Raw genomic sequence first — 16,343 nt, forward strand, 5'->3', positions numbered from 1 at the left:
TGGGGTGCTCTCTCGGCAGATATCTCGATGTCGAGATAACTCTAGTACACGAGCGCCGAATGGTCATGCCCCGGCACCCGTGACCGCTGTCATCCAGTCGAGGCGTTTGCCAGCGAACCCAGGCGTTTCGACTTCCGTGCCAGCGAACCTAGCCGTACGAGGTGACGTGCTGGGGGTGTTGGGTGGTCGTACCGGTCGGGGCGGATCTTGCAGAGCCGTACGTAGAGCTGTCGTACGTGGATGCGGTACGCGAGCGGCGACGGCGTCCGCTGCTGGACTGTGTGACGGCCCGATTCGAGGACGCGCCCGCGGTGCGGCCGTTTCGCTGGTCGCGTGGTGAGCGTCACTTCTCGGGCTGGTACTGGGCGGCGACGACCGGCCAACACGTCGGTTTCGAGTCGTGGCTGGAGCGGGACCGGCTTGTGCTGATGGACTTCGATCCCGGGGTCGTGGGGATTGCCTCGCAGCCGTTCTGGCTGCACTGCCACGACGGCGAGCGTGAGCGTCGGCACGCTCCGGACTATTTCGTACGTCGCACAGACGGCTCTGCGGTGGTCGTTGATGTCCGTGCTGATGAGCGGATCGGGGCGAGAGACGCGGAGGTATTCGGTGTCACCCGTCTGGCCTGCGGCCAAGCGGGGTGGGGTTTCGAGCGGGTCGGGGTGCCGGAGGCGGTGCTGCTGGCGAATGTCCGATGGCTGTCGCGTTACCGGCATCCCCGGTGTCTGCGCGGGACGGTCCAGGACCAGCTCCGGGAAGCTTTCGCGGCCCCGGTCCCCTTGATGGCCGGCGCCGATGCGGCCGGTGACCGGCTTGGGACACTCCCCGCCCTGTTCCATCTCCTCTGGCTCCAAGAGCTGGTCGCCGAGGGACTGGCGGTCGAGTTGCTGGGGCCGTCCACCGTCGTGCGCTTGGCAGGCGGAGGTGACCGGTGACAGAGGTGGGAAGAGGGCGGCGGGTGCCTGAGACGGCCAGGATCGCGGAGTTCCCGAAGGCCGCTGCCGAACAGGCCCGCTGGTGGGAGAGGCACATTCTGGAGGTTCTGGACGGCTTGCCGCCGGACACTCCCGCGGGGACGGCGCCACGGCCGGAGTTCGACCCGGAACGGAACTCACTGGCTCAGAGGGAGCGGGCCAAGGCCGCCGAGTTGACGGCGGCCGGGCATGCGATGACGGCCAGCGGGATCAAGCAGCGGCGCCAGCGTTACCAGCGGGACGGGCTGGTCGGACTGGCCGACGGCCGGGCGGCCAAGCAGATGCCGTCGTTCGGCCGGGTGGCCCCGGCAGTGGTCGAGGCGATGCGGCAAGCAATCGACGAGACGGCCGAGGCCTCGTCGAAGACGATCGGCTTCGTGGTCTGGCGGGCGACACAGATCCTGGCCTCCCGCGAAGACGCGCAGGACATCGAGGTTCCCTCACAGCGCACCCTCTACCGGCTGTTCGACAGGCTGGCCACCGGCACCCATGCGACGGGCTCGGCGACCACGCGTCGTTCAGTGAACGCGCGTCCGGCCGGGCCGTTCGGGGAGGTGCCGGCCTGCGCGCCCGGCGAGTGGATGCAGATCGACTCGACACCGCTGGATGTGCTGGTGCGGCTGGACGACGGGATTGCCGAGAAGGTCGAGTTGACCGCCATGATCGACCTGGCGACCAGGTCACTGGCCGCCGCGGTGCTGCGACCGACGACGAAGGCGGCCGACGCTTCCGCTCTCCTGGCCCGGAGCATCACCCCTGAGACGATGCGTCCTGGCTGGTCGGACGCCCTTCGGATGTCGAGATCAGTGCTGCCACACCGGCGGCTGCTGACTCTTGACGAGCGGCTGGAACATGCCGCTGCGAGGCCCGTGATCGTGCCGGACACGATCGTCTGCGACCACGGCAAGGTCTTCGTCTCGAACAACTTCCGTGCCTCGTGCCGCTACTTGGGCATCAGTCTCCAGCCGACGCACAAGGCGTCTCCCTTCCAGAAGGGCGCGATCGAGAAGACGCTGGGTTCGGTGGCCACCTTGTTCGCGCAGTTCGTCGCGGGTTACACCGGCCGGTCGGTGGACCGTCGGGGCCGGGGGGCCTGGAGAACGGACCGCTGTGGTCCCTGCCCGAGTTGCAGGGCCTGCTGGACGAGTGGATCGTCATCTGGCAGAACCGTCCGCACGATGCCCTGCGGGACCCGGACGCACCTAAGCGCGCGTTCACGCCGAACGAGAAGTACGCGATGCTGCTGGAGTCGTGCGGCTATGTTCCGGCCCCGTTCAGCGGCGAGGACTACGTCGAGTTGCTGCCCGAGCGCTGGCAGGCCATCAACTCCTACGGCATCCGGATCAACCACCGCACCTACGACGACGCCGAGCTGACCCCGTTGCGCCGACAGCACTCCGGGGTGGCGGACAAGAAGGGGCTGTGGGAGATCCATTACGACCCCTACGACGTCTCCCGGGTCTGGGTACGCGACCGCCGCAGTGAACCGGCCCGATGGATCACGGTGTTCTGGAAGCACCGCGTCGGCGTCCCGTTCGGCGAGATGGCCTGGGACCACGCCCGTGAACAGGTTCCAGGCGGCACGGAGAAACAGTTCGCCGATGCTGCCGCTGCCCTGCTGCGGCGGGCCCACGACGGCCCTGGATCTGAGGAGAAGGACCGCCCGGCCCGACGCTCACGGCGCGACCGGCGGGTCGCCGCCCGCACTCGGGCCACCGCCACCGACCGGCCACCGCCTGAGCCACGCACCACCGAACCCGTGCCCGGCGACGCGACCGGCAGCGAGGTGGCGAAGGTCATCCCGCTGGGCCTGTTCGATCCGCTCGCCAACCCCTGGAGTCGCACATGACCCTGGCCGAACCAGCGACCCGACACCCCGCGCTGCACAAAGTCGATGCCGAGGCCAACCGGCAGCTGACCACCCTGGACGGCTGGCGGAAGTTCATCGAGGGACCACCCCCACCCCCGGCACTTCTGTCATCGCGTGATCTGCGACTCCGGACGCCGGTCGAGCAGGACCTTTACGACGAAGACCGGCTGGACCATCACGCCCGGATGCTTGTGGTTGCTACCTAGTTCGTCGAAAAGACTGTGGTCTGCGTCCGTCGTCTGGTCCTGCTCAATCGCCATGCGATCAGCGCCCGCCGGGGCCTGATGGTCTCCGGGCTGCCCGGAACGGGCAAGACCAGCGCCATCACCCAGCTCGGACGCGCTCACGAGCTCCTCGACCGGGCCCGTCATCCGAACGTTCCCGACCGTATCCCGGGTGCGCACCTCCGGCGAGGCGAACAACTCGATGAACGCCGCACGGTCCCGGGCCTCGGACTCTCGGAGCACGAGCCGCTCGGTCCTTATCGGGGCAGGTGGCCAGGCAACGGGTCCTAACTCGTGATCAACCGGCGGGTTCCCCTCTCGTTGATCTTCGTTCCGGTAGATCGTCCGGTGTGGGTGGTGCCTGTGCTCGCACCGGCCGGAATAGCCTCTCGCGGCCGGCGAGCCTCCCCACCGGCCCCTTCCCGAGTCGGCGACCTCTTTCAGCTCTCCGGTTTGAGCGAGTCCGCGTACTCGCTCATGTCACGGGAGAGCTTCTTCGGTGACCAGCGCTTCGGGTCGTCGTACTCGAACCGGATCCGTATCCGGAGGTCCGGCCTGGTGATGTGGATCAAACACTGATGCCAGGCTCCCTTCCCCTCCTGCTTCATTTCGCCGTGCAACATGCCGATCGTGCGCAGAGCATCCATGGTCGCGGGCGTGCGAGCCTCGAAATCCCCGTCCGCGAAGTACACATAGCCGTTCATACTCTCGGTTCCCCCGGTGACCTGACCGACCAGCGCAATCCCCTGCCACCGGTCGTCCGCGTACTTCTTGTCCGTGAGAATCTCCGACCCGAGCTTCAGCACCAGCTCGTCACTGCGCGATCCCATCGATCCCCCCAACTGTCTTCGGCGAGGCCGGACTCGGTTGCCCGCCATGGTGCCACCACCGTCTCCCACGCCACTGACACGCGCCTCCGCCAAGGCGAGGTGGCAAGGTCGGCGAGCCCGGCCGAGGAGGAGACGGCCCGCTTCGCCGTCCGGCTCACCGACCGTACGACCGCCAGTGGCGTCGGGCGTCACGCGGGTCCGTGAGCCGCAAGTGCCCGTGGCGGGGTGCCGCTCGGCGGACTCACCGTGTCCAACGCGTCGGTGAGCGCGTCGCGTGAACCCTGGCGGGGCTGGTTCGTAGGGGTTGGTGTGGGCTTTCGGGAACGCCGCCAGAAGTGTGAGGTTCCCGGCGGATCGGGCGTCGTGTGGGGCAGGCCGGTGGCAGGCTTGGCGGGGTGGCCGTGCCGGGGCATCGAGGCTGGCCGTTCTTGACGCCCTGCACCCGCCCGCCACCGGCAGCGCGTCAAGGCCCGCACAGCAAGTACGGACCGAGCGCCGGACAACACCCCGCGACCAGTCAGGACTACACCGTCCACACCACCGTCACGTTCTTCGAACACAGGCTCTCGAACCGCTCACAGACGTGAACGCAACGGTTTTTGGCCGCTACTCCGCCGGTGTCCAGGGAGCGGAGCGCAGGTGCGCGACGCTGCGCCGGTCACGGCCCTCCGGAGGTCCGCAGGCCGCCTTGCCCACCGCGACCATGGAGACGATCACCCAGCCTGGGTTCGGGTCCAGCTCCTTGGTGAGCCCTTCCAGGTCGAAGGCCCGGAACTGGTGCGTGGCCAGTCCCATGGCCTGGGCCTGAACAGTCATGTGGGCGATGGCCTGGCCGAGGTCGTAGTCCGCGAACTCGGAGTAGAGCAGTTGGGTGTCATCGACGTGCCGACGCGTCAGCGTGACGACGAGCAGAGCCGCATCCGTCGCCCAGCGGGCCGAACTCGGCGCGAGGTGAGGGATCACCCGGTCGTGTTCCGGCTCACCCGGCCTGCCGACGAAGAAGCCCCACGGCTGGGAGTTCCCCGCCGACGGTGCCCACCGCGCGGCTTCCAGCAGCAGCCCGAGGGCGTGGTCGTCGACAACCGCCGACGGATCGAACCGGTAGGGGCTGAAGCGCCCGGCAAGCAGTGGGTGTATACCGCTGGGCGGTTCCTGAGGATGGTGCATGTTCCGCTGCAACCGGCCACAGCGAGAGCGTATTCCGGCCAGTGCGAGCACAGGCACCACCCACACCGGACGATCTACCGGAACGAAGATCAACGAGAGGGAGACCCGCCGGTTGATCACGACTCGATACGCGCCCTGAAGGCTCAGGCCCGAGGTCTGTCCCGGGCCCTGTCATTCAACACAGTCGCCGCAGCTCAGCGCTCACTCACCGACTAACTCCATTGTCCAAGGACAACCCGCGTCCGCTGTCATCCGATCGAGGCGTTTGACAGCGAACCCGGCCGTTTCGGTTTCCTTGCCGGCGAACCCAGTCGCACGAGGGGACCGTACTGGGGGGTGCCGGGTGGCCGTACCGGTCGGGTGGAACCTGCGGAGCCGTACGTCGAGCCGTCGTACGTGGATGCCGTGCGCGCGTGTCGGCGGCGGCCTCTGCTGGACCGCGTAACGGCCCGGTTCGAGGACATGCCGCGCGGTGCGGCCGTTTCGCTGGTCGCGCGGTCAGCGTCACTTCCCGGGCTGGTACTGGGCGGCGACCGTGAGCGCCGGCACGCGCCGGACTACTTCGTGCGCCGCACGGATGGCTCGGCGGTGGTCGTCGACGTCAGTGCCGATGAGCGGATCGAGCCACGAGACGCGGAAGCGTTCGAGGTGACGCGCCTGAGCCCGGAGTTCGCCCCGGAACGGAACTCGCCGGCTCAGCGGGAGCGGGCCAAGGCATCCGAGCTGACGGCAGCCGGGCACCCGATGACGTCCAGCGGCGTCGAGCAGCGGGCGCCGGCGCTATCAGCGGGACGGGCTGGCCGGACTGGCCGACGGCCGGGCGGTCAGGCAGATGCCGTCCTCCGGCCGGGTGGCTCCGGCGGTGACCGAGGCGATGCGGCAGGCGATCGGCGAGAGAGCCGAGGCGTCGTCGAAGACGGTCGGCTCCGTGGTCCGGCGGGCGACGCAGATCCTGGCCTCCCGTGAGGACGGGCAGGACATCGGTGGGGGCGACAAGCGATCGTCTCCGCCACGGCTTACGACCGGGACGACATCACTTCGTCGACTCCAGAATGCGGTCGAGTGTCCGGCGCCCCGTTCCGCTCATCGTCGGGTTGCTCTCGACGTAGTACCAGACGAGCCCCATCGCCTGTTCGAAGGCCCATGCCTTGCCGCGCTCCCACTCCAGATCGTCGCAGGCCAGTGTCCGCCGGAGCACTTCCCGTGGGCCCGGCTGCAACAGGTGCCAGGCGCTGACCAGATCCAGCGCGGGGTCGGCCGGGCCGAATCCGCCGGTGTCGAGGACGCCGCCGAGCCGGTCTCCCGCGACGAGTACATTGCCGGGAATCAGGTCGCCGTGGCTCATCACGTCGGCACTCGTGCGCGGCAACTCCCGGTAGTGGCTCCACAGTCGGCGCAGCCGGGGCACGTCGAGAAGCCCCTGGCTCGCCTCGAAGCACTTCTCCATCCAGGCGTCGTGGTGAGCGAGAACGCCGCCGCGATTGTCGCCGCTGAAAAGCCGACCCCGCGTCTCGGCTTCCCGCAGGGCCGCGATGAAGGCGGCAAGGTCCTCGGCGAAAGCGTCCGACCCACTCGGGTCGGCATCGAAGGCGACCGTTCCCGGCAACCACGTCTGGACCGACCACGGCATGGGACAACCCGCTCCAGGCTTTCCCAGGGCGACGGGTTCCGGAACGGGAAACCGAGACACCTGTGCCAGCTCCGCGCTCGCCCGGGCTTCCCGTTCCAGAACCGCCAGCGCCTCCGCGGCATCGGTCCGACGCAGCGGGAAACGCGCGCAGAGGTCGTCCCCGATGCGGAAGATGGCGTGCACCGTCCCGGTCGACGACAGGAGTCGGATCGCCTTGCCGCTCCACTGAGGGAACTGTTCTCGGATCAAGATCGCAACGATGCCGGTGGTCACGTCCACTTGGTCATCGTGCATGGTCAATCTCGCAGGCCCTTCTCCTAGTTCAGTTCGAAACGACGGAGGCAGTCCAGATCAACTGAGACGACAGCCAGTATTCAGACGCCAGGTTCCAGATCAACTGAGTTTTCTTCGGCCACCCGGGTGGCTCATCCGTTCCGGTCGGCTCAAGGTCAGGGCATCGCAACCGACCGACTTCGCTGTCACAGGACCCCCGCCACCCGCCATGCGGCCATGTGCGCCCTCTTCCCGGGTATCCGAACCAGGTATCCACGCCCAACGGAGGAGGAGAGAGGCATGCCGCTCACGTTCCGCAAGAGTTTCCGGATCCTTCCGGGGGTGCGGCTGAACATCAACAAGCGCTCCTGGTCCATCACCACCGGCGGCGGAAAGAACGGCCCGCGCCACACCCGCAGCAGCACCGGACGCCGGACGACATCGATGGACCTGCCCGGACCCTTCGGGTGGCGGCGCACCACGAAGGCGCGTCGACACTGAGGCCACCGGGCGGGGCTGACGTCCCGTCACCCCTTCGGACCCCCTGGCGGGCACCATCTCATATCTGAGATAACCTCAAGCACATGACAGACGACTACCTCGTACGCATCGGCAAGCTCATCCGTGACGCCCGGCAGCACCGGGGCTGGACCCAGTCGCAGCTGGCCGAGGCGCTCGGCACCAGCCAGAGCGCCGTCAACCGGATCGAGCGCGGCAATCAGAACATCAGCCTTGAGATGATCGCGCGCATCGGGGAGGCCCTCGACAGCGAGATCGTGTCGCTCGGCTACGCCGGTCCGATGCATCTGCGGGTGGTCGGCGGGCGCCGGCTGTCCGGCGCCATCGACGTGAAGACGAGCAAGAACGCGTGCGTGGCGCTGCTGTGCGCCTCACTGCTCAACGAGGGGCGCACGGTGCTGCGCCGCGTCGCACGCATCGAGGAGGTGTACCGCCTCCTGGAGGTGCTGGGCTCCATCGGCGTGCGCACCCGGTGGATCAACGACGGTGTCGACCTGGAGATCGTGCCGTCGGCCGAGCTGGACCTGGCGGCGATCGACGCGGACGCGGCCCGCCGCACCCGTTCCATCATCATGTTCCTCGGCCCGTTGCTGCACCGCATGGACTCGTTCAAGCTGCCGTACGCCGGTGGCTGCGACCTCGGCACGCGCACGGTCGAGCCGCACATGATCGCGCTGCGCCGCTTCGGCCTGGACATCGCCGCCACCGAGGGCCAGTACCACGCCCAGGTCGATCGCGCGGTCAGCCCCGACCGCCCGATCGTCCTGACCGAACGCGGCGACACGGTCACCGAGAACGCGCTGCTCGCCGCCGCCCGGCACGAGGGCACCACCGTCATCCGCAACGCCTCGTCCAACTACATGGTCCAGGACCTGTGCTTCTTCCTGGAGGCCCTCGGCGTCAAGGTCGACGGCATCGGCACGACCACGCTCACCGTGCACGGCGTGCCGACCATCGACGTCGACGTGGACTACTCCCCCTCCGAGGACCCGGTCGAGGCGATGAGCCTGGTCGCGGCGGCCGTCGTCACCGAGTCGGAACTGACGGTGCGCCGGGTGCCGATCGAGTTCCTGGAGATCGAGCTGGCGGTCCTGGAGGAGATGGGCCTCGACCACGACCGCACGCCCGAGTACTTCGCCGACAACGGCCGCACCCGCCTGGTGGACCTCACCGTCCGGCCCTCCAAGCTGGAGGCGCCCATCGACAAGATCCACCCCATGCCGTTCCCCGGCCTGAACATCGACAACGTCCCGTTCTTCGCGGCCATCGCGGCGGTCGCCCAGGGCCAGACCCTCATCCACGACTGGGTCTACGACAACCGCGCGATCTACCTGACCGACCTCAACCGCCTCGGCGGCAGGCTCCAGCTCCTCGACCCCCACCGTGTCCTGGTCGAGGGCCCGACCCGCTGGCGCGCCGCCGAGATGATGTGCCCGCCGGCCCTGCGCCCCGCCGTGGTCGTCCTGCTGGCGATGATGGCGGCCGAGGGCACGTCGGTGCTGCGCAACGTGTACGTCATCAACCGGGGCTACGAGGACCTGGCGGAGCGGCTGAACTCGATCGGGGCGCAGATCGAGACGTTCCGGGACATCTGAAGGCCTCACTCGAGCGCGGTCCGCGCGGTCATCTCCGTCAGGTGTTCCTCGAAGCCCTCGGCCTCGACCACGGAGGGGCCCCGCAGGGAGGCGGGCATTCCGGGCAGCACGCGCCGCCGCACGTCGTACAGCGCGTCGCCCGATCCGCTGCGGAGACAGCGCCTTCACCCCTCAGCATCCGCTGTGCACCGGCCGCACTTCGTCGGCGCAGGCCGGCGCGCTACCCCTTCCCCAAGGGCGAGCACTGATAGCGCACCCCTCGGCTGACCATCCTGAAGCGGTCGCGCCCCTGGGCGGAGAACGGGTTCGGCAGGTCGAAGACGCGGCGTTCCTCCGGGACGAGGGCCGAGGTGATCAGCAGGATGCGGTAGCGGTTGCTCCGGGCGTGGCGGCGGGCCGCGTCCACCTCGGACGGTCCGAGTTCGAACTCCACCCGCTCGGCGCTCGGGTCGCTCAGCGCCTTCACCTCGTACAGCCGGGTGGTGTCACGCCAGGCGACCTCGAAGTCGTAGCCCAGGGAGTCGGACGCCTCGTCGTCGCCGTTGACGACGGCCGCGTAGCCCGAGACCCACCTCACGTCGGGGTAGTGGCGCTGGAGCCAGGCGCGCGCGGCCACCTCCCCGACGAGGCCGATGGCGGACCGCTGGTCCTCGCTGGCCCGCTTCGTCTTCGCGACGACGATGCGCGGCTTGGCAGAGGAGTTACCTCCGCTTCGTGGCCGGGGCACACCGGCCACGGTGTCCAGGCGCACCCTGCCCGACTGGGCGAGGAAGGCCTCGTCGACGCTCTTCGAGGCGATGTCCGCGATGGTGGGGAGCTGGTCGCTGCCCACTCTGACCTCGGCGTCGCCGATGGTGATCGTGCGCGGAGCGACGATGGTGGAGCCTCCGGAGTCCCGGGGCCGTGCCGCCGTCTGCGCGAAGTCCTTGTCGGTGAGGCCCAGCGCCGTGGGGTCTGTGGCGTGCGGCATTCCGCCGGGCCATCCCACGGCGCGTTCCACTGCGTCGAGCAGGTGCTTCTCGCTCAGTGGCAGCAGGTCACCCAGCCCGGTCCCGTCGATGAGGCTCCTGCATTCCATCAGCACCGCTCCGTGCCATCCCGCGGGCACCCGGACGCCGTGACGGCGGCACCAGGCGGTCACCAGGGGCACCAGTGCGGGCACGAGCGCGTCGAGTGCGGCCGCGTTGCGTGCCCGGAGCCGGTCGACGGGCTCGAGTTCGGTGGGCCGATCGAGGTCGTCGTCGGCTCCGTGCGCCCGGAGCCATTCCCGCACCCTGTCGCGCATCGCCTCCACGGGCGGGGTGATGAAGCGGGGAAGCCAGTCCGCGTCCGGCTGGAGGTCGTGGAGACCGCGGGCCGCGGCGTAGCCGGAGATGTCCTCGCCCTGCTGCGCGGCGACGGCGTACCGCTCGCGGAGCCGGTCGAGGAGGATCCCGGAGCGAGCGCGTACGAAGTCGCCGAAGACCTGTTCGTGGCGGTCCGGGTAGTAGTCGGGTGAGGACCCGAGGGCGACCAGTGCGGTGTTGAACTGCACGAAGTCGAGAGCCAGTTCGTCCCTGAGCTCCGCCGGCCTCGTGCACGAGCGTGCGAGGGCGACCAGCTCCGCCGATGGCAGTGGGAGACCGGGCGCGAGCCGGTCGATGATCCCGACGAGTTCACGCTCGCCGGACGCCCGGGCGAGGAGGTGGGCGGCCTGCTCGTTCCAGGCGTCGGCGGCCAGGCACGCCAGCACCGGGCGGAGCAGTCTCACCGTGTCCTGCACGTCACCGGTGAGGTTGCGCCGGATCTCGGCGACCTTGGCCTCGGTCGTGTCGAGAGCGGCGGCGAGGACGCCGTCGTCGACGAGCGTCGGGCTGATACCGCCGAAGCTCCGCTCGAGCTTGACGAGAACCAGTTCCAGCGCGTCCTGCAACCACGGCCTGCCCAGCAGTTGTGCGACGGCGGGTGTCGCCGCCTGCAGCTCGTCCCAGCCCTCGGCGCTCCTCCAGACGACCACCGTGGGGTGTTCGTCGTCCGGCAGCGGCAGAGCGCGCGTGGACGACGGCGGTTCGGCCGGCGTCCCGGAGAGGGTGATCTCCACGTCGTCGGCGTGTACGACGCGGATGGCGCGAAGCCGTTCGAGCGCCGCACGGACACCGCGCTCGCTGCGACGCACGAAGGCTCCGGACTTGAGTTCCATGGCGAGGGCGACCACGGTGACCAGCCACTCCCGTTCCCGGATGAACACCGCTGCCTGGCTCGAGGGCGCGATGGGGGCGCCGTCGCGATGACGTACCTGCACGTGGGTGGCCGACGTGCGCCGCGCCCTCAGCCCGTTCGTCTCGGCCAGGAGGACCACGGCGTCACCGGAGTCCGCCGGAACGACGAGTACGGGATGCCCCGCCGGCTCGATGAGCGCTTCCTTCAGCGGGTCCGCCTCGTCACAGACGATGACAGGTGCGTCGTCGGCCGACGGGGTGAAGGTGCCGAGGACGTGGGTGCGGCTGACCACGAGGCGGACCTCCTCACCCGGTGCCCAGGGCCACCGGCCAGTCCGCACGATGTTCGACCACGCCCGTTCGTAATGCCGTTTGAAGGAGACACTGAGGTACTCGGGCACCTCGCCCTTGTCGAGCACGTCAGCGAGCTGTTTCACCACCGCCCCGGCGTGCTGCCGTTCTTCCCACCTGCGCAGGCCGAGCCGGAGCATCCGCTCGACGACAGCCCTGTCGGTGAGCAGGCGGCGCGTCGACAAGGGCAAGGCGGCTACGAAGGCCGGGAGTTCACCGTCGGTGCTGAACCAGGCCCGCCGGGGTGGGACGAAGGACGGGCCGTCCGGCTCCTCCACGGGCAGCCAGGCCATGCCTCGGAGGTAGGAGGCGAGAGGAGTGGGCCAGTCGTGCGCGTCCCTGAAGGAGTAGGTGGGCCTGTGCACGGTGACGGTGAAGACCTCCTCACCCCAGGTGCGCAGCCCGTGCAGCAGCAACTCGGCGAACTCGCGTCGGGCGGCGGGGCCGAGCCCGGCCACCTCGGTCGCTCCCGCCAGATGGGCGGGCGGGTGTGTGAACTCGTAGAGCGTGTAGGGGTGCTGGAATCTGGTCCATCCGCTCCTGACATCGGCGGACCAGGTATCGGCGAGCGCGTCCCCCAGCCCGAAGCCCGCAGCGAGTTCCGCGAGCCGCAGTTCGTGTCCCTGGCGGGCTCCGAGTCGTTCCCCGACGGCCCCCGGCCTCAGGCCGTCGCACACACCGAGGGATTGCAGGAACTCGGTGTAGGCCGCCCGGTCCCGTACCGGCGCGGGCCAGTCGTCGGGGCCGCTGATCCACTGGTCCCGCTGTGCGGCCAGGGCCGGGATCCGGGATCCGCCCTCGGCGAGGAACCGCTCCAGTCGCCGCGCTCCCTCGGTGCCCCAGGCGGGTGAGAAGGAGCAGCGTGCCGCTCTGCCCCACCGGCCGGCGTCGGCCAGCGGCAGCCGGAAGGGGATACGGGCCAGCCGCCGGCGCTGGGCCTGGGTGAGCAGTGGGTACTGCCGGAAGGCGAAGGTGAGGGCATCGCGGCCGAGCGCCTCCGAGGGGTGGCCGCCGAGCAGGTCGTCCAGTGCGTCGAAGACGCGGTCCAGTTGGTAGGGGCGCACCAGTTCGTTGCGCTCGAGGAATCCGCGTCCGGCAGCGTCCCAGGCGATCGCCGGGTGGGTGAAGGAGATACGGCGCCGGAGCGCCTTGAGGTCGCCCGGGACCCGGGTGGCGGAGTCGCCGTCCGCGTGGTCGCCGGGCTCGGGGTGGAAGAAGACGGTCGCGTCCTGCCTGCCGGACTCGGTGCGGCCGCCGAGGGCGCGTCTCAGCCGCATGTCCTGGTCGAGGATGATGCGCCGGCCTCGCAACACGCCCTGGTCCCGGGCGAACGCATGGGACAGGTCGCTGTAGAAGTCCGCCCACACCCGCCCTGCCGTTCCCGAACCGCCGAGCAGAGACCGGGCTACGGTTTCGGCCCACTCGGCGGCCAGGAGCGCCGGCGGACGGAAGGGCCTGGAGAGGACGGCTCTGGACAGCTTGTCCAGACGCGTGTGGCGGACCGGGCCGACCGACGGGGTCAGCAGGTCTGCGCCGGACCTCGTGAGTGCCTCGGTGGTGAGTACGCGCCAGGAGCGTTTGCCGTCGGGCCATCCGTAGGAGTTCTGCAACGAGCCCCACGCCTCGCTGCCGAGCAGGGGCACGATCGGTTCGGCGGCGAGCTTCCCGTCCAGGGCCGCGTCCAGCCGGTCCGGTAAGTCCCAGCACATGAGGTCCAGCACGAGGTCAGCGGCGAGGAGGTGCGGTGTCTCCGAGCGGAGGCGCCTGCTCAGTTCCACCGTGAGTGCGGCGAGCTGGTCGAGGAGGAAGGCGTTCAGGGCCACCGTCTCGCTGATGTCGAGGCGGGCCAGTTTGGTGAAGAAGGGGGCGTGGGCATGGCCGGGGAACGGGGCGTGGACGCCTTCGGCCATCGGCAGGAAGGTGTACATGCGACCGTGGGCGAGCGATGCGTCGAGTCGCAGTGCGACCGCCACCCATGCCTCGGCATCCCAGTTCTCCCAGGCGGCGTCGATCTCGCGCGCCGTGACGCTGCGGCTGATCGCTCCGCTCAGGGCCCCGGGATCGAGAGTGCGACGTGCCAGCAGGTAACGGCCCGCTCCGGCGAGATCGACCTCCCGTACCCAGTCGCTCTCGCCTGCGGTGACCAGGTCCGAGGTGCGCTCCGTACGCGAGAGGGCCTGCCGGAAAGCGGTGTCGGAGCCGTCGCGCACCTCGACGAGGAGTCCGGCCACCCGGTCGAGGAAGAGCAGCAGCGGCGCCTCGCCGTTCACCATGTCCTGCGCCTGCGCCACGGCGAGTCCCCAGGCGTGCCGGTCGCGCAGTGGCAGCCGCACGACCGTGGAGTACCCGTCCTCGGCGAGTTCCTTGAGTACGGGGTCGGTGACGTCGGCCGGTACCGGCAGTGCCAGGGGGGAGATGTCCTCGATCACCCGGGCCGCGAGTGCCGGGTCGTCCACCAGGGAGCGCACGTCCTCGGGCCCGGCGAAGCGGAAGCAGTAGCCGTCGAGAACCGGCGAGCCGGGGGAGGACTTCGAGTAGATCTCGGGCCAGTCCGTCAGTTGCAGCACGCTGCGGAAACCGAGGCCCTTGTTGCCGATGCCCTCACCGGCCGCCTTGCTCGACAGAGCCAGTTCGGTGATGGCGCGGAAGTTCGCCTCGGCGAACACCGCCCCCTCATTGGCGACGTAGAGGAAGCCGCCGTCGTCCCGGTTGACCGCCAGGACGGCGATCCTTCCCGGGGCGGCCTGGCCGAGTGCGTCGTGGCCGTTCTGGACGAGTTCGAGGATCGTGCGGCCCTCGTACTCCTGAGCGGTGTCCTCGCTGACCGATTTCAGGCTCTCGGCGAACCGCCATGTCTCGCCGGCGTCCCTGTAGATCTCGACGCGCCGCCGGGTCAGGGCGAGTACGGCCGACCGGAATCCGTCGTCTTCCGCGGCATCCCACATCGATGTCATGGCTGTTCCCCCTCGTACGCGCACAGCCCTGTGCCTACGCCTGCCAGAAGCCTCCTGGCAGTGTCATCCAACCGAATCAGGGGGCACGTTTTCCGGTGAATTCAACATCGAGTGACATAGAGGTGATCTGGCCGCCCTCGTCGTGGACGGTGGGCAGTTCGCGTCGTATCGCCCTGCGGGCCGGGACGGGGGTGGCGGAGGCGAGCAGCTCACGTAACCCGCCGACCGGACCGGAGACGGCGTGGCCATCGCTGGAGCCGGGGCTCTGGGACGTCATGGCCACGCCCCCGGGAGTTGAGTACGACCTTCTGGGCGCAGGTGTGATCCCCCCGAAACGGGAAAGTCCGCCCCTGTGGACGCGCTCCTGCTGACCTTCGGGCACAGCACCGCCGGCCGGGAGCGGATCGCCGGGCTGCTGCGTGACGCCGGCGTCTCGGCCGTCGTGGACGTGCGGACCGCTCCCGGCAGCCGTCGCGACCCCGACCTGCTGCGGGAGCGGCTCGCCGATTGGCTGCCGGGTGCCGGGGTCGCCTACCGGTGGGAACCGGCCCTCGGCGGGTTCCGTCCCCTGCCCCCGGACAGCCCGGACATCGTGTGGCGCAACGGCTCCTTCCGCGGGTACGCCGCCCACACCCGCTCCCCCGAGTTCGTCACCGCCATGGACCGCCTGCTGCGCGAGGCCGCGGGCGCCCGGACGGCCGTGATGTGCAGCGAGGCGGTGTGGTGGCGCTGTCACCGCCGCCTGATCGCCGACTTCGCGGTCCTCGCCCGCGGCGTACCGGCCCACCACCTCATGCACGACGGACGCCTGAGCGCCCACACCCCGACGCCGGGCGTCCGCCTGCGCGACGACGGGCTGCTCGTGTACGACGGATACGACGGCCGCACCGGGGCTTCCCGCGGCTGAGGCCGTCAGTACAGCTTGTTCACCGCCGTGGCGGTCGTGGCCTTGAAGTCGGATACCCGGGCATGCTGGAAGTTGCCCATCTGGCCCCAGCGGACGACCGTCACGGTCGTGCCGTCGCGGCCGACCGAGAAGAGGCCGATGTCGGAGGAGCCCCAGGCGGAGGCGGTGTGGATGCCGTAGACGTGTGCTCCCTCCTCGACGTTCAGCCGGCCGTAGTACTTCTGCGTCGCCGTGATGTCGGGGTCCTGCCGCATCAGCTTCTTCGCGCAGCCGGCGAGGTCCTTGCGCAGCAGCGCCGCGAAGTCCTTCGCGCGCTGTTCGCTGCGCTCCACGACCGTGATCTGCTGGGCGTTCGTGTCGTACTCCGTCCAGTACTCCCGGTGCGTGGTGGTGGACGGCAGCGCGTCGCCCACGCACATCGGCAGCGGGTCGGGCTGTCCGGCGGTGACCGGGCCGGCGTACCAGGGCGAGGCCGGGTGCGGCGGCAGTTCGGCCGGCTCCAGGAACCGGGGTGTGCCGGGCGCCGGTGCGGTGGCGGCGGTGGCCGGGACGGCGGCTGCGGCGACACCGGCCACGGCCGCCAGCGCTGCCACGGTGGTACGGACTACTCGGATTCCTCGGGCGCGGATCTGCATGGTCTCCCCCATTGGTTTCACCGGTCGAACGCGCGGGCTTCAGCCCTCGCCCCCCGTACGACCCGTCACCGGCCGCATCCGTTGCCCTGTACGCCTGCTACGGATCCGTCCCGAATGTCACCGGCGTGCAACCGGCTTCGCCGTCCGGCCCGTGATCCACTTCACACCGGCGACGGGACAGGCCCGGCCCTTTCATGGCGTAAAGCGACCGAAGAA

Annotated in this window: 14 protein-coding genes; 5 read left to right on the plus strand and 9 right to left on the minus strand. The window is 69.7% G+C overall.

Translation table 11 applies throughout. The annotated features are described in order from the left end of the window. Nucleotides 1-182 precede the first annotated feature (182 nt). Nucleotides 183-935, plus strand: coding sequence for a TnsA-like heteromeric transposase endonuclease subunit (locus tag ACFU3E_RS23870; protein ID WP_384161655.1), 753 nt, complete (start codon nt 183-185; stop codon nt 933-935). 493 nt (nt 936-1,428) lie between these two features. Here ACFU3E_RS23870 and ACFU3E_RS23875 read toward each other — a convergent pair whose 3' ends face one another. Next, entirely contained in the window at nt 1,429-1,899 is a 471-nt protein-coding gene (locus tag ACFU3E_RS23875; protein WP_384161658.1) for a hypothetical protein, read from the minus strand. Between the two features lie 201 nt (nt 1,900-2,100). Here ACFU3E_RS23875 and ACFU3E_RS23880 point away from each other — a divergent pair, with 201 nt between their 5' ends. After that, nucleotides 2,101-2,823 (plus strand): Mu transposase C-terminal domain-containing protein, encoded by a 723-nt coding sequence (locus ACFU3E_RS23880; RefSeq protein ID WP_384161661.1) that lies wholly within the window; start codon nt 2,101-2,103, stop codon nt 2,821-2,823. A gap of 128 nt (nt 2,824-2,951) precedes the next feature. Here ACFU3E_RS23880 and ACFU3E_RS23885 read toward each other — a convergent pair whose 3' ends face one another. The 5 genes from ACFU3E_RS23885 to ACFU3E_RS23905 form a co-directional block, all read right to left on the minus strand. Then, entirely contained in the window at nt 2,952-3,311 is a 360-nt protein-coding gene (locus tag ACFU3E_RS23885) for a hypothetical protein (protein WP_384161664.1), read from the minus strand. A 197-nt stretch (nt 3,312-3,508) separates the two neighbouring features. Further along, on the minus strand, nt 3,509-3,898 hold the full coding sequence (locus ACFU3E_RS23890) for a hypothetical protein (protein ID WP_384161667.1): 390 nt from the start codon (nt 3,896-3,898) through the stop codon (nt 3,509-3,511). Nucleotides 3,899-4,504: 606 nt separating this feature from the next. Continuing rightward, complete coding sequence (locus tag ACFU3E_RS23895) at nt 4,505-5,065, minus strand: nitroreductase family protein (RefSeq protein ID WP_384161670.1); 561 nt, start codon at nt 5,063-5,065, stop codon at nt 4,505-4,507. A 783-nt stretch (nt 5,066-5,848) separates the two neighbouring features. Further along, nucleotides 5,849-6,061, minus strand: a complete 213-nt coding sequence (locus ACFU3E_RS23900) for a hypothetical protein (RefSeq protein ID WP_384161673.1) — start codon at nt 6,059-6,061, stop codon at nt 5,849-5,851. Nucleotides 6,062-6,098: 37 nt separating this feature from the next. Beyond that, entirely contained in the window at nt 6,099-6,989 is an 891-nt protein-coding gene (locus ACFU3E_RS23905; protein WP_384161825.1) for an aminoglycoside phosphotransferase family protein, read from the minus strand. A gap of 279 nt (nt 6,990-7,268) precedes the next feature. On the opposite strand from ACFU3E_RS23905, the gene ACFU3E_RS23910 reads away from it, so the two are divergent. After that, nucleotides 7,269-7,469: a DUF4236 domain-containing protein gene (locus tag ACFU3E_RS23910; RefSeq protein ID WP_030838640.1), complete on the plus strand. Its 201-nt coding sequence runs from the start codon at nt 7,269-7,271 to the stop codon at nt 7,467-7,469. Nucleotides 7,470-7,552: 83 nt separating this feature from the next. Then, nucleotides 7,553-9,082, plus strand: coding sequence for a helix-turn-helix domain-containing protein (locus tag ACFU3E_RS23915; protein ID WP_384161677.1), 1,530 nt, complete (start codon nt 7,553-7,555; stop codon nt 9,080-9,082). 220 nt (nt 9,083-9,302) lie between these two features. Here the strand turns inward: ACFU3E_RS23915 and ACFU3E_RS23920 are convergent, their stop codons facing one another. After that, nucleotides 9,303-14,585 carry a sacsin N-terminal ATP-binding-like domain-containing protein gene (locus tag ACFU3E_RS23920; protein ID WP_384161680.1) on the minus strand — a complete coding sequence of 1,761 codons (5,283 nt, stop codon included), beginning with the start codon at nt 14,583-14,585 and terminating at the stop codon, nt 9,303-9,305. 76 nt (nt 14,586-14,661) lie between these two features. Continuing rightward, the gene (locus tag ACFU3E_RS23925) at nt 14,662-14,862 is read right to left on the minus strand and encodes a hypothetical protein (RefSeq protein ID WP_384161683.1); all 201 of its coding nucleotides are present in this window, start codon (nt 14,860-14,862) and stop codon (nt 14,662-14,664) included. 75 nt (nt 14,863-14,937) lie between these two features. Here ACFU3E_RS23925 and ACFU3E_RS23930 point away from each other — a divergent pair, with 75 nt between their 5' ends. Then, entirely contained in the window at nt 14,938-15,492 is a 555-nt protein-coding gene (locus ACFU3E_RS23930) for a DUF488 family protein (protein ID WP_384161686.1), read from the plus strand. A gap of 5 nt (nt 15,493-15,497) precedes the next feature. Here ACFU3E_RS23930 and ACFU3E_RS23935 read toward each other — a convergent pair whose 3' ends face one another. Beyond that, nucleotides 15,498-16,139 carry a hypothetical protein gene (locus tag ACFU3E_RS23935; RefSeq protein ID WP_384161690.1) on the minus strand — a complete coding sequence of 214 codons (642 nt, stop codon included), beginning with the start codon at nt 16,137-16,139 and terminating at the stop codon, nt 15,498-15,500. Nucleotides 16,140-16,343: the final 204 nt, after the last annotated feature.

The organism is Streptomyces sp. NPDC057424, from assembly GCF_042803315.1.
In the GTDB taxonomy this organism is placed as follows: Bacteria; Actinomycetota; Actinomycetes; order Streptomycetales; family Streptomycetaceae; genus Streptomyces.

What these genes read in the sequence shown, in the direction of transcription:
- ACFU3E_RS23890 (WP_384161667.1), bottom strand. Translation starts at nt 3,898, where the DNA reads ATGGGATCGCGCAGTGACGAGCTGGTGCTGAAGCTCGGGTCGGAGATT.
- ACFU3E_RS23905 (WP_384161825.1), bottom strand. Translation starts at nt 6,989, where the DNA reads ATGCACGATGACCAAGTGGACGTGACCACCGGCATCGTTGCGATCTTG.
- ACFU3E_RS23925 (WP_384161683.1), bottom strand. Translation starts at nt 14,862, where the DNA reads ATGACGTCCCAGAGCCCCGGCTCCAGCGATGGCCACGCCGTCTCCGGT.
- ACFU3E_RS23910 (WP_030838640.1), top strand. Translation starts at nt 7,269, where the DNA reads ATGCCGCTCACGTTCCGCAAGAGTTTCCGGATCCTTCCGGGGGTGCGG.
- ACFU3E_RS23895 (WP_384161670.1), bottom strand. Translation starts at nt 5,065, where the DNA reads ATGCACCATCCTCAGGAACCGCCCAGCGGTATACACCCACTGCTTGCC.
- ACFU3E_RS23915 (WP_384161677.1), top strand. Translation starts at nt 7,553, where the DNA reads ATGACAGACGACTACCTCGTACGCATCGGCAAGCTCATCCGTGACGCC.
- ACFU3E_RS23920 (WP_384161680.1), bottom strand. Translation starts at nt 14,585, where the DNA reads ATGACATCGATGTGGGATGCCGCGGAAGACGACGGATTCCGGTCGGCC.
- ACFU3E_RS23935 (WP_384161690.1), bottom strand. Translation starts at nt 16,139, where the DNA reads ATGGGGGAGACCATGCAGATCCGCGCCCGAGGAATCCGAGTAGTCCGT.